At 31.4% G+C, this 13,600-nt stretch carries 14 protein-coding genes; all 14 read left to right on the top strand.

The window, feature by feature from the left end:
* Positions 1 to 56: 56 nt before the first annotated feature.
* The 14 genes from rimP (at position 57) to KQI18_RS01840 (ending at position 13,499) form a co-directional block, all read left to right on the top strand.
* Positions 57 to 518, top strand: coding sequence for a ribosome maturation factor RimP (gene rimP, locus KQI18_RS01905; protein WP_216465849.1), 462 nt, complete (start codon positions 57 to 59; stop codon positions 516 to 518).
* A 32-nt stretch (positions 519 to 550) separates the two neighbouring features.
* On the top strand, positions 551 to 1,747 hold the full coding sequence (gene nusA, locus KQI18_RS01900) for a transcription termination factor NusA (protein WP_216465848.1): 1,197 nt from the start codon (positions 551 to 553) through the stop codon (positions 1,745 to 1,747).
* A 63-nt stretch (positions 1,748 to 1,810) separates the two neighbouring features.
* Complete coding sequence (gene rnpM / locus KQI18_RS01895; protein WP_216465847.1) at positions 1,811 to 2,086, top strand: RNase P modulator RnpM; 276 nt, start codon at positions 1,811 to 1,813, stop codon at positions 2,084 to 2,086.
* Complete coding sequence (locus KQI18_RS01890) at positions 2,076 to 2,396, top strand: L7Ae/L30e/S12e/Gadd45 family ribosomal protein (RefSeq protein WP_216465846.1); 321 nt, start codon at positions 2,076 to 2,078, stop codon at positions 2,394 to 2,396. Before rnpM ends, KQI18_RS01890 begins: the two co-directional genes overlap by 11 nt.
* A gap of 21 nt (positions 2,397 to 2,417) precedes the next feature.
* Positions 2,418 to 4,349: a translation initiation factor IF-2 gene (gene infB, locus KQI18_RS01885; protein WP_216465845.1), complete on the top strand. Its 1,932-nt coding sequence runs from the start codon at positions 2,418 to 2,420 to the stop codon at positions 4,347 to 4,349.
* Between the two features lie 53 nt (positions 4,350 to 4,402).
* Positions 4,403 to 4,783, top strand: a complete 381-nt coding sequence (rbfA, locus tag KQI18_RS01880; protein ID WP_216465844.1) for a 30S ribosome-binding factor RbfA — start codon at positions 4,403 to 4,405, stop codon at positions 4,781 to 4,783.
* On the top strand, positions 4,770 to 5,765 hold the full coding sequence (locus tag KQI18_RS01875; protein WP_306819683.1) for a DHH family phosphoesterase: 996 nt from the start codon (positions 4,770 to 4,772) through the stop codon (positions 5,763 to 5,765). Before rbfA ends, KQI18_RS01875 begins: the two co-directional genes overlap by 14 nt.
* A complete protein-coding gene (gene truB, locus KQI18_RS01870) occupies positions 5,758 to 6,669 on the top strand; it encodes a tRNA pseudouridine(55) synthase TruB (RefSeq protein WP_216465843.1) in 912 nt (303 codons plus the stop codon). Before KQI18_RS01875 ends, truB begins: the two co-directional genes overlap by 8 nt.
* A 26-nt stretch (positions 6,670 to 6,695) precedes the next feature.
* The gene (locus KQI18_RS01865; RefSeq protein WP_216465842.1) at positions 6,696 to 7,625 is read left to right on the top strand and encodes a bifunctional riboflavin kinase/FAD synthetase; all 930 of its coding nucleotides are present in this window, start codon (positions 6,696 to 6,698) and stop codon (positions 7,623 to 7,625) included.
* A 102-nt stretch (positions 7,626 to 7,727) separates the two neighbouring features.
* Positions 7,728 to 7,982: a 30S ribosomal protein S15 gene (rpsO, locus tag KQI18_RS01860; RefSeq protein ID WP_216465841.1), complete on the top strand. Its 255-nt coding sequence runs from the start codon at positions 7,728 to 7,730 to the stop codon at positions 7,980 to 7,982.
* Positions 7,983 to 8,252: 270 nt separating this feature from the next.
* Entirely contained in the window at positions 8,253 to 9,098 is an 846-nt protein-coding gene (locus KQI18_RS01855) for a DegV family protein (RefSeq protein ID WP_216465840.1), read from the top strand.
* A gap of 110 nt (positions 9,099 to 9,208) precedes the next feature.
* Positions 9,209 to 11,311, top strand: coding sequence for a polyribonucleotide nucleotidyltransferase (gene pnp / locus KQI18_RS01850; RefSeq protein ID WP_216465839.1), 2,103 nt, complete (start codon positions 9,209 to 9,211; stop codon positions 11,309 to 11,311).
* A 290-nt stretch (positions 11,312 to 11,601) separates the two neighbouring features.
* Positions 11,602 to 12,276 carry a response regulator transcription factor gene (locus KQI18_RS01845; protein WP_216465838.1) on the top strand — a complete coding sequence of 225 codons (675 nt, stop codon included), beginning with the start codon at positions 11,602 to 11,604 and terminating at the stop codon, positions 12,274 to 12,276.
* Positions 12,249 to 13,499 carry a sensor histidine kinase gene (locus tag KQI18_RS01840; RefSeq protein WP_216465836.1) on the top strand — a complete coding sequence of 417 codons (1,251 nt, stop codon included), beginning with the start codon at positions 12,249 to 12,251 and terminating at the stop codon, positions 13,497 to 13,499. Before KQI18_RS01845 ends, KQI18_RS01840 begins: the two co-directional genes overlap by 28 nt.
* The last annotated feature ends 101 nt before the right edge of the window (positions 13,500 to 13,600 follow it).

The raw sequence follows: 13,600 nt of genomic DNA, 5'->3' as shown, positions 1-13,600 counted from the left end.
CTCTTTTGTTTTATGATATGTTAGATTTATTACAATTGAATAAGGAGGTTAAAAAGATGAAGAAAAATTTAGAAGCTTTAGTAGAAAGCATAGTAACTGAAGTTACTGACAGTCATGGATTTGAATTAGTTGATGTAGAGTACGTAAAAGAGTCAGGTGAATATTACCTGAGAATATATATAGATAAACCAGATGGAATCTCACTTTCTGAATGTGAAACGATAAGTAGAGAGCTGAGTCCAATTCTTGATGAAAAAGACCCCATACAGGAAAATTATTTCTTAGAAGTTTCTTCACCAGGTCTTGATAGACCACTTAAAAAAGAAAAAGACTTCGTTAGATATAAAGGTAGAGATGTAGAACTAAAACTATATAAACCTCTAAATGGAAGTAAACAGTATGAAGGAACACTTATAGAATTGACACCAGAGAATATTATAAAACTTGATGTAAATGGAGATACTGTTGATTTTGATAGAAAAGATGTCGCAATTATTAGGTTGGCGATTAAGTTTTAAAGGTATAATAAAACTATGGAGGATATGGGAAAATGAATCACGAGTTTATGGAAGCATTGGATGAATTAGTAGTTGACAGAGGAGTAGACAGAGATATATTAATTGACACTATTGAACAGGCAGTTTTAACTGCATATAAGAAGAACTTTGGATCAGCTCAAAATGTAAGAGTAGAGTTTGATAAAGAAAATGGTATAAGAGTTTTTTCTCAGAGAACAGTAGTGGATGAATCTGATTTATACGATGCTTTTTTAGAGATCGATATAGAGGATGCTAGAAAAATAAATCCTAACTATGAACTAGGGGATATAATTGAAAATGAAGTAACTCCAAAAGATTTTGGAAGAATCGCTGCTCAGACTGCAAAGCAAGTTGTAGTACAAAGAATAAGAGAAGCTGAAAGAGAAATAGTTTATAAAGAATTTATAGAAAAAGAAAATGAAATAGTATCTGGAGAAGTTGCTAGAGCAAACAAAAATGTAGTTCACGTTAACTTAGGAAGAATAGAGGGTATAATGACTCAAACAGAGCAAATACCTCAAGAGTTTTATAAAGCTGGACAGAAGATGAAGTTCTATATATTAGAAGTTAAGAAAACAAATAAAGGACCTCAAATAGTAGTATCTAGAAGTCATCCAGGACTGGTTAAGAGATTATTTGAAGAAGAAGTTCCAGAAATATATGAAGGAATTGTTCAAATAAAATCTGTAGCTAGAGAAGCTGGTTCAAGAACAAAAATGGCAGTTAAATCTATAGATGATAAGATAGATCCAATAGGAGCATGTGTCGGTCCTAAAGGTCTAAGAGTAAAAAATATAGTAGACGAACTTGGGGACGAAAAAATAGATATAATTAAGTACGATGAAGATCCAGCAGCATTTATATCAGCGTCACTTAGCCCATCTAAAGTTGTTAAGGTCGATGTAAATGAAGAAGAAAAGTCTGCTTTAGTAGTTGTTCCGGATTACCAATTGTCATTAGCTATAGGTAAAGAAGGGCAAAATGCAAGATTAGCAGCAAAACTTACTAACTGGAAGATAGACATCAAGAGCGAGTCTCAAGCAGAAGCAGATATGTTAGCAGCTGCAAATTCTAAAGAAGATGAGTTATCTAACGATGTTGATATAGACAACTTAGGCGAATCAGCTGATTATGAAGATGAAAACAATTTAGAAGAAGTAGTAGAAGTTGAAGATACAAATACTATAGAAGAGTCTGACGAATTATAATCATTAAGAATAAAATAAATGATAATAATTTAGGCTATTAGAGATAATAAGGAGGGGTTATTTTTGAAAAAGGTAAAGAAAGTGCCTCAGAGAAAATGTATCTCATGTCAAGATCGAGATTCTAAGAAAGAGCTGATGAGAATAGTCAAAAACAAAGAAGGAGAAATCTTTGTGGATAAAACTATGAAAGCTAATGGTAGGGGAGCGTACATTTGTAAAAGTGAAGAATGTATAAAAAAAGCTATTAAAAGCAAAGCTTTAAACAAAGCGTTTAAAATGGAGATTCCAGATGAAGTTTACAACAGTATATTATCGGAGTTAGATAGCGATGATAAATAATGAAGATAAAATAAAAAAGGTTTTTTCATTGATAGGTCTTGCTATGAGAGCTGGAAAAGTTGTATCTGGAGATGATTCTACTTTGTTAGAACTTAAAAAGGGTAGAGTTAAACTTGTACTTATAGCAGAAGATGCATCAAATAATACACAAAAACTATTCAAAGATAAGTCATCATATAGAAAAATACCATATATAATCTGCTCAACTAAAAATGATATGGGCTTAGCAATGGGGAAATCTCCTAGAGCTGTGATTGGAATAAAAGATGATGGTTTTGCAGAAAGTATCAAGCGATTAATGGAAGTTTAAAATATAATAGGGGGTGATCTTGTGTCAAAAACAAGAGTATACCAGGTAGCAGAGAATTTAAATATATCTACAGAGAGTTTAATAGAAAAACTTGCTGAGTTAGATATAAACGTAGCAAAAGACGATGTTCTAGAAGGTGAAAATCTAGAGATCGCAATGGAATTATCTGATTTAGAAGAAGATAATGGAAATAAAATAGTAGTAGAAGGTGAAATTACAGTTAAGGATTTAACTGAAAGATTAGATAAACCTGCTTCAGAAATAATAATGAAGCTTATGAAAATGGGAACAATGGCAACAATAAATCAAGAGCTAAGTTTTGAAATAGCATCTTTAATTGTGAATGAATACGGATTTGAATTAGTTCAATCAGAAAGTGATGAGAAAGAAGCTCTGGAAATTGAAGAATTAATGCAAATCGAAGAAGATAAAGAAGAGGATTTAAAACCTAGACCACCAGTAGTGACTGTTATGGGTCACGTTGACCATGGTAAAACTTCTCTCCTTGATGCTATAAGAGAGTCAAATGTTATTTCAGCTGAAGCAGGTGGTATAACTCAACATATAGGTGCTTCTGAAGTTATGGTAAAAGAACAGAAGATTGTTTTCTTAGATACACCAGGACATGAGGCCTTTACTTCAATGAGAGCTAGAGGTGCTCAAGTTACAGATATAGCTATACTAGTTGTCGCAGCTGATGATGGTATAATGCCTCAAACTATAGAAGCAATAAACCATACAAAGGCAGCAGGTGTTCCTCTAATAGTAGCCATAAACAAAATTGATAAACCAGAAGCAAATCCTGATAAAGTTAAACAAGAACTGGCAGATCAAGGACTATTAGTTGAAGACTGGGGTGGAGATGTAATATCTGTACCAGTATCAGCTAAGAAGAGAGAAGGAATAGATACTCTATTGGAAATGGTTCTTTTAGTTGCTGAAGTTGAAGAATTAAGAGCTAATCCTGACAAGAGAGCAGTTGGTACAGTAATTGAAGCCGAGTTAGACAAAGGTAGAGGACCAGTTGCCACTGTGCTTGTACAAGGTGGAACTCTTCGTGTAGGAGATCCTATAGTTGCAGGTGCTACAAGTGGTAAAGTAAGAGCCATGATTAACTCTAAAGGTAAGAGAGTAAAAGTAGCTGGGCCATCTACAGCTGTTGAGATATTAGGTTTATCTGAAGTTCCACAAGGTGGAGATCAGTTTGTTGAAGTTCCAACTGACAAAATAGCTAGAAGTGTTGCAGATAGAAGAAAACAAATGCAGAGAGATGAACAAATGAAAGCTACTCAAAGATTGTCTCTTGATGCACTATTTGAGCAAATGAATGAAGGAAATGTAAAAGATCTTAATATAGTTATAAAAGCAGACGTACAAGGTTCTGTACAAGCAGTTAAGCAATCACTTGAAAAACTTTCTAACGAAGAAGTACAAGTAAGAGTAATACACAGTGGAGCAGGAGCAGTTACAGAGTCTGATGTATTACTAGCAGCTGCGTCAAACGCGATAATAATTGGATTTAATGTAAGACCAGTTCCAGGAGCAGAGTCATTAGCTAAAAAAGAAAATGTTGATGTAAGGACTTACACAATAATCTATAAGGCTATAGATGACATTAAGCAAGCTATGACTGGAATGTTAGATCCTGAATACGTTGATGAAGATACTGGAAAAGCTGAGATAAGAGAAATATACAAAATATCTGGAGTTGGAACAGTATGTGGATGTTATGTAATTGATGGTAAAATATTTAGAAACTGTAAAGTAAGAATAGTAAGAGATAGTATAATAATCCATGAAGGTGAGATCGCCGCACTTAAGAGATTTAAAGATGATGTTAAAGAAGTTAACACAGGATACGAATGTGGTATAAGTATTGTAAACTATAATGATCTTAAAGAAGGCGATATAATAGAGGCATATATAACTAAAGAAATACAAAGAAAATTATAATATAAAATATACCTAGTTATAGGCCAAATTTTTTATAAAGAAGGTTGAATAGCATGGCATCATACAATAGAACAGCTAGAATAGCTGAAGAAATAAAAAAAGTAGTAAGCACAATGTTGATAAGTGGAATAAAAGATCCACGTATAAATTCTATGGTAAGTGTAACAGACGTAGAAGTTACAAATGACCTAAGATATGCATACGTTTATGTTAGTATATTAGGGGGAGATCAAGAATCATCTCTTCAAGGATTAAAAAGCGCAGGTGGATTTACAAGAAGAGAAGTAGGAAAAAATATAAAACTAAGATACATTCCTGAAATAATATTTAAAATAGATGACTCTTTAGAGAGAGGAATGTATATGGAAGAGCTTATAAAAAGTGTGAACAAAAAAGGACCAAAAAACCCAGAGGTAGAAAATGATGATAAATAGTGTAGACAATATACTTAAATGCATAGAGGAAAATGAAGTTTTTCTTGTAACATCACACATCAGCCCAGATGGTGATAATTTGGGATCAACACTAGCTACCTATTTCGCTCTGAAAAGACTAGGCAAAAAAGTATTTTATGTGCTTGACGATACTATTCCGCTAAATATGAATTTTTTGGTTGATGGAGTAGAAAAACTTTCTTCACAGGATTTTAAGCAAACTGATTATGTAGTAGTATCTTTAGACTGTGGAGATAAAAATAGGATATGTATAGAAGAGACTTTAATAGAAGGTGCAAAAGTACTTATTACAATAGATCATCACGCAAGCAATAAAGGATATGGCGATATAAATTTTATAGATACAGAAGCCTCATCAACTTGTGAGCTTGTTTATAGACTTTTGAATAGATATAAAAAGTTAAATGGTATTAACCTTATAGATCAAAAAATAGCTACATCACTTTATACAGGGTTAGTTACTGATACAGGTAACTTCTCTTACACAAATGCTGATGAGGATAGTTTTGAGATAGCTAGAAATCTAATAATGATGGGTGCACAAAAAGATGAAATAATAATAAATGTATATCAAAGCAATTCTTTTAGTTACTATAAGTTACTAGGAGAAGCTTTAAATACATTAGAAGTTTTTGAATCACAAGTTGCTTGTATAACTCTAACTAATGAAATGCTAGATAGAAATGAAATCAGCTACAATGATGTTGATGGAATAACTACTTACACAAGGGATATAGATGGAATTAATATAGGCATTTTATTTAAACAGAGAAATGAATATGAAGTTAAAGTAAGTTTAAGATCTAAAAATGATACTGATGTTAGTAAAATTGCTCAAGTATTTGGCGGTGGCGGACATACCAAAGCTGCAGGGTGTACAATACTAGATACTATAGAAAACGCCAAAAAGAAAGTACTAGACGTAGTTTTAAATACATTACAAGGTGAGACTAATGGATAAAGTTATTAATATACTAAAACCAACTGGTATGACATCACATGATGTCGTAAGTGCAGTTAGAAAAATTCTAAACACCAAAAAGGTTGGCCATACGGGAACATTAGATCCAGACGCATCAGGTGTACTTCCTATATGCGTGGGTAAAGCAACTAAGGTAAGTGAATTTATACTAAATAAAGACAAAGAATACCTATGCGAGATGACTTTAGGAATAAGTACAGATACCTATGATTCATCTGGAACAATTTTAAATAGATCTAAAGATATATATTTTGATATAGATGATATTGAAAAAGCCTTCGATAAACAGAGGGGTGAAATTGAGCAATTTCCCCCAGTTTATTCGGCTTTAAAGGTTAATGGCAAGAGAATGTGTGACTTAGTAAGAAGTGGTAGGGAAGATGAAATTGTATTAAAATCTAGAAAAGTAAATATAAAAAATTTAGATATACTTAGATTTGAAAAGAACAAAGTTGTATTTAAAGTTGAATGTTCTAAGGGAACGTATGTTAGAAGTATATGCCATGATATAGGTGAAGAACTAGGTTGTGGAGCTCATATGTCGCTACTTATTAGGACTTCTTCTGGAATGTTTAAATTAGAAGATTCTATTACGCTTGAAGAATTAGATTCCAGATATAATGATGGAACGTTAGAAGAACATTTAAATAATGGAGATATAGATTTTGTTCTTAGAGAGTATAAATATATTCTTTTAAACGACAATGCTTTAAAGTACTACACAAATGGTGGAGCCATTGATGAGAGACGTTTTTTAAAATCTGATTACAGCAAAGAAGATGAATTTGTAAGGGTTTATGGCAAAGATGGTTTTTTAGGAATTGGAAAATTAACTAGAAGTAATAACATAACTACAGTTAAAAGTGTTAAAATGTTTGTGTAGACTATATTTTTGACGAGGAAATTTATATGGAAATAATTAAATCATTAGATAAAATTAAAGATATTACACACAGTGCTATAACTATTGGAAATTTTGATGGAGTACATAAAGGACATCAGGTTTTGATCAATAAAACTGTAAAAGCAGCTGAAGAAAACGGTATAAAGAGTGTTGTTTTTACTTTTGAAAATCATCCAGTAAACTTTTTTAAGCCAGGTACCGTAAAGAATATAATAAGCAATGAGGATAAACTCGAAGTTTTTGAGTCTATGGGGGTAGATGTAGCTGTAATAGTACCCTTTGACCAATATATGACTACAGTCGATCCCACTACATTTGTAGAGGATATTTTAGTAGACAAGCTTCACGCAAAGTTTATAATCATAGGACATGACTTTAGTTTCGCAAAAGAAAAAATGGGAAACTCTAAGTTTTTACAGAGTGTACAGAATAAATACAAATTTGATGTAGAGATTGTCGAGCCTGTTATGATTAGAGACAAAAGAATAAGCAGTACATTTATCAGAGGTCTTGTATCAAGCGGTCGAGTAGATGAAATCAAAGAGTATCTTGGCAGAAACTACAAAATGAGTGGAGAAGTTATACACTCAAAAAAGCTAGGAAGAACTATTGGATTTCCGACGGCAAATATTAGATTTGATAAAGCAATGCTCTCACCAAAGATTGGTATTTATGCTTCTAAAGTAAAGATAGAGGATGAGTTGTACTTTGGTGCAACTAATGTAGGGTTTAATCCTACTGTTAACGGACAAAGTTTATCAATTGAGTCCAATATAATAAATTTTGACAAAGAAATATACGGAAAAATAATTGAAGTTGAATTTTTGGAAAAGATAAGAGATGAAATAAAGTTTGATGATTTAGATGGTCTCAAAAAACAACTTACTAAAGACGTAGATTACGTTAAAAGAAACTATGTTTGCAAAATAAAATAAATTATGTTAGAATAGTTTAGGAAAATAACCATTACTCAGCATTTGAATACTCCAATCGATGCTTAGTATTTGGCGATTAATAAATAAATGGAGGGTTTACAAATGAACAAAGAAACAGTAATAAAAGAATATGCAAGAAAAGAAGGAGATACTGGATCTCCAGAAGTACAAATAGCGTTATTAACAGCTAGAATCAACGAATTAAATGAGCATTTAAAGATTCACAAAAAAGATCACCACTCAAGAAGAGGACTTCTTAAAATGGTTGGTAGAAGAAGAAACCTATTAGCGTATCTAAAAGAAAAAGATCTTGAGGGATACAGAGCATTAATAGCAAAATTAGGATTAAGAAAGTAATTTATTTCTATAATAAAGCAGGTATTCAGATACCTGCTTTTTTGTAATTTTTTATTGTAACAGGATATTTAATTTTACATAAAACTCTAGAATAACTTGACAAATACTGGCATTATTACATATTAATTTTTAAATTAAGTTTTAAACTCGAAAAAATAGTGTATATTTTAATTATTAACGAATAATTTCGAAAAATTAAGTACATATTCAAATTTAAAGAGGAAAGACAAAATTTATATAGAAATTTATTATATGAAGGAGGAGATTATTTTGAAGATAAAATTAGTTTGCGACAGTTTGTGTGATATACCACAGGAAATCATGGATAAAGAATACATTGAAATAGTTCCGCTTACTATAATAGTTGATGACAAAGAGTATAGAGAAGGCGTTGATATAAATAAACAGGAATTTTACGATTTAGTTAAGAGAATAAATGTTATACCTAAGACATCTCAAGCAACGTATATGGAATTTAAAGAAGTTTTTGACAAGTACGTACAAGAAGGATATGAAATTATATGTCTAACAGGTGCAGCAAAATCTTCAGGAACATTTCAAAGTGCTACACTAGCAAAGAACGATACTGATCAGGACAAAATTCATATTTTTGATACTAGAAATTTATCACTTGGGAGTGGTCAATACGTAATTAAAGCTTGCGAACTAATAGAGAGTGGGATGGAAGTAAATGACATAATGTCAGAGCTTGATAATTTATATAGCAGTGTAAGACTAATATTTATGCCTTATACTCTGAACTTCTTAAAACAGAGTGGTAGAGTTCCAATGACAACGGCCATAGTCGGAAATATGTTAAATATAAAACCTATATTTTTATTTGATGATGGGGATGCTAAACTTATAAATAAAGTTAGAGGAACAAAACACATGGTAACAAAACTTGTAGATATGATATTGGAATTAACTGAAGGAAAAAATATAGAAGATATGATATTTACCATAGGTTGTGGAGATAATATAGATGACCTAGCAAAACTAGAGGAAGAAATAAAAACGAGAATAAAATGTAGAAGACTTTTGTTTACAAGAGGTGGAGTTGCAATTTGTTCTCATACTGGTCCTGATATACTTGCGATAAGTTGCTCTAATTAAGTGTTTAATTGATACACAAGTATATTTATATTGTTTAATTATACTATTTTTGATAATATATTACTTAGGACTATGAACGTGTTTTTTATATAAGAGGAGGACAAGCATTAATGTTTGAACATAAGATTTTTAAAATGGATTTCGCAGGAAGAGAACTTTCTGTAGAAATAGGTAAGATATGTGAATTGGCTAGCGGTAACTGTATCGTTAGATATGGTGACAGTATGGTTATGGTTAATGCCAGCAAATCACAAAAACCAAGAGCTGGTATAGACTTTTTCCCATTAAGTGTGGATTTCGAAGAGAAATTATACTCTGTAGGTAAAATACCAGGAGGATTCTTAAAGAGAGAAGGGAAGCCTTCTGAAAAAGCTATACTTACATCTAGATTGATAGATAGACCGATAAGACCGTTATTCCCAGATGGGTTTAGAAACGACGTACAAGTAGTAGCTACAGTTTTATCTGTGGATCAAGATTGTACACCTGATATAATGGCCATGATAGGTTCATCAATATCACTATCAATCTCTGAGATACCATTTAATGGTCCTACAGGATCGGTTTGTATAGGGCTTGTTGATGGAGCTTTTGTAGTTAATCCTAATGTAGAGCAAAGAGAAAAAAGCAGTCTACACTTAGTTGTATCTGGTACAAAAGACGCAATAATGATGGTTGAAGCTGGTGCTGATGAAGTTCCAGACGATGTGATGTTAGAAGCTATACTATTTGCACACACTGAGATTAAAAAAGTTGTTGAGTTTATAGAAGGTATAGTAGAAGAAGTTGGGAAAGAAAAACTAGACATAGAATTACATTGTGTAAATGAAGACATAGATAAACTTGTAAGAAACTTTGCAACTGATAAGATGAGTTCAGCAGTCAAAACAGTTGAGAAGATGGAAAGACAAGAAAATATGGATTCAGTTAAAGAAGAAACTCTAGGTCATTTTGCTGAAATAATAGAAGACTTTGAAGATGTTCAAAGCGACATAGAAGAAGTATTACAAAAAATTATAAAAGAAGAAGTAAGAAAGTCTATAGTACATGATAATATTAGACCAGACAACAGAAAACCTGATGAGATAAGACCGATATGGTCAGAAATTGGAATGGTTCCAAGAACTCATGGTTCAGCTATATTTACAAGAGGACAAACTCAAGTACTTAATATAGCTACCCTAGGTGCATTAGGTGATGTTCAAAAACTTGATGGACTTGATGAAGAAGAGAACAAAAGATATATGCATCACTACAATTTCCCAGCTTACAGTGTAGGTGAAGCTAGACCTTCAAGAGGTCCAGGTAGAAGAGAAATTGGCCATGGTGCTTTAGCAGAAAGAGCATTAGTTCCAGTTATTCCTTCTAAAGAAGAGTTCCCATATGCTATAAGACTAGTATCAGAGGTACTTAGTTCAAATGGATCTACTTCTCAAGCAAGTGTTTGTGGATCTACTTTATCACTTCTTGACGCTGGTGTACCTATAAAAGATATGGTTGCTGGTATAGCTATGGGTCTTATAGAGCAAGATGGAAAAATAGCAGTACTTTCTGATATACAAGGTATGGAAGACCACTTAGGTGATATGGACTTTAAGGTTGCAGGTACAGAGCATGGTGTTACTGCAATACAAATGGATATAAAAATCGATGGTATAGATGAAGACATACTAAAAAGAGCTTTAAAACAAGCTAAAGAAGGTAGAATTCATATACTAAACGAAATGAGAAAGACAATATCATCTCCAAGACCAGAATTATCTCCTTATGCTCCTAAGATAGTTAAAATGATGATTGATCCAGATAAGATTAGAGATGTAATAGGACCTGGTGGAAAAGTTATTACTAAGATAATAGATGAAACTGGAGTTAAAATAGATATAGAGCAAACTGGTGAAGTATTTATTTCTGGCACAGATCCTCAAATGATTGCAAAAGCTCAAGGTTTAATCAATGATATAGTTGTTGAGCCTGAGGTTGGAGAAGTTTATAAAGGAAAAGTGAGTAGAATTATGAATTTTGGTGCATTTATAGAGATACTTCCTGGAAAAGAAGGATTACTTCATATATCTCATATATCTCACGAAAGAGTCGCTAAAGTTGAAGATGTGTTAAATATTGGTGACGAAGTAGAAGTTAAGGTTACTGAAATAGATGAAAAAGGAAGAGTAAATTTATCTAGAAAAGTATTATTACCTAAACCTCAAAAATAATAATTTTAAAATTTAAAAATAGATTTAAAGTTTAGGCATAAAAAAGCTGATTAGTATTTGCAACTGGCTAAAATTATTTTTAGTCAGTTACAATACATGATTCAGCTATTTTTTATGCCTTTTTTCTTAAATATTATTGTGGCTTATAAAAGTACTTTTAAAATGTATTTATAAATATAAAAGAGTAACTAGATTTTTAGTTATTTTTTATTTTGATAAAAATATTTAATCTAAAACAGATATTAATTAAGATATAATATACATGAGTGTTAAACAAGGAGGTAATCAGTTTGAAATCTATATTACTACTAGAAGATGATGAAAATTTAAATAGAGGAATTAGCTTGAGATTAGAAAAGGAAGGTTACAAAGTTCACTCTAATTTTGGAGTCAGAGAAGCAATTGAGTGTTTTAATAGTCAAGATATTGATTTGATAATAAGCGATATAACATTGGGAGATGGAAATGGAATAGATTTTTGTAGAGATATCAGAAAGCAGAGCGATGTTTATATAATTTTTTTAACTGCCTTAAATCAAGAGATAGACATAGTAAATGGGTACGACATTGGTGGAGACGATTATATTACAAAACCGTTTAGTTTAATGGTATTAATGTCTAAAGTAAATGCACTTATGAGGAGAATAGATTCACCAGAGAAGTTAAACATAGTTTCGGAGGATATAAGAGTATCATACAAAGATATGAAAGTTTTCAGAAATGATGATGAAATACAACTAAGCAAGACTGAACTACAGCTTCTTATTTACCTTATGGAAAATGCAAAACAGATAGTTTCAAAAGAACTAATTTTATCACATGTTTGGGATAATGAAGGTCTATATGTAGACGACAACACTGTTTCTGTAAATATAAGTAGGCTTAGAAATAAAATAGGAGCTGACAACATTCAAAACGTGAGAGGAATGGGTTATATATGGGTAAAGGGAAGTACAAAAGAGTAGGTATAATCATATTACTATTATTTATAGTTTTATTATTTAATTGTTTGATATTATATAAATTAAATAGCGTAATTCAAACAGAAGATAACAGAAGAATTGGGGTTTTAATTAAAAAACATCCAGAGATTGAAAAAGACTTAATTGAGACATTCGAGGGTAAAAGTGCTTATACAAATCAAAATGATATAAAATCCGGTAAAGATTTAGAAAATAAATATGGTTATACAATTAAGAATAGAAAAAGCACAGAGCTTATAAAAACTTACATTGGGTTTATGGCAACAATCATTGTGATTTTGGGGACAATTGCAATTATATTAGATAAATATATTCATGGAAGAGAAAATCGAAAAAAAATTGTAAATAACGAAGAGATTATAAAGTGTATAAAAAATTATAAAGATAATAAATACATATATAAATTTAGAGATCAAGAAGATAAGACTGAATATGATCAATATTATACTAAAATAAAAAAAGAACTGACTGAACTTGGTAGTAAATTGAATATATTAAGAGAACAAATGATATCGGAAGAACAAGATACCAAAGAGATGGTTACAGATATTTCACATCAATTAAAAAATCCGCTTGCGTCTCTAAAAATGAGTTACGAAATAGCAGATATAAAAAGTTTTTCTGAAGATGAAAGAAATGGATTTTTATTAAAAGGATTTGATGAAGTAAAAAAATTAGAAGGTCTGTTAGATGCTCTTATTAATGTATCTAGGCTAGAAGCAAATATGATAGATATAAAACCAGTATCAGCAAGCATAAAATCGACTCTTATTGATTCAGTAAGTACAATGTTCATGAAAGCTTTCGATAAAAATATTGAAATTATCACTGAAGAATTTGAAGATATAGAGATTCAGCATGATCCAAAATGGACGAGAGAGGCGTTTATTAATATTTTAGACAATGCCGTAAAGTACTCAACAAGTGGTACAAGTATCAAAATTAGAGTACAAGCTTTAGTAACTTATCTAAATATTGAAATTGAAGACGAAGGTATGGGAATAAATAAGTCCGAGTTTACTAATATATTTAAAAGATTCTATAGGGGTAAATCAAAAGAAATTTTAAATGCAGAAGGTTCTGGTGTAGGTCTGTATTTAACGAGAAGGATATTAGAAGAACAAGGTGGGAGTATCAGGGTTAAAGAATCACTTTCTGGCGGTAGTGTATTTCAGATGATTTTACCTAAAGAGCAATTAGAATAGGATACTAAAAATAAATTTATTAGATAACAGCATTAGTAATTAATTTATAAAGCGAAAAAAGAAATCTTACAAAACTGTAGACTTACTGAAAGCCTCCTGTA

Source organism: Metaclostridioides mangenotii (assembly GCF_018917235.1).
Classification (GTDB): domain Bacteria; phylum Bacillota; class Clostridia; order Peptostreptococcales; family Peptostreptococcaceae; genus Metaclostridioides.
This window is presented reverse-complemented; position numbering and strand designations above follow the sequence as displayed.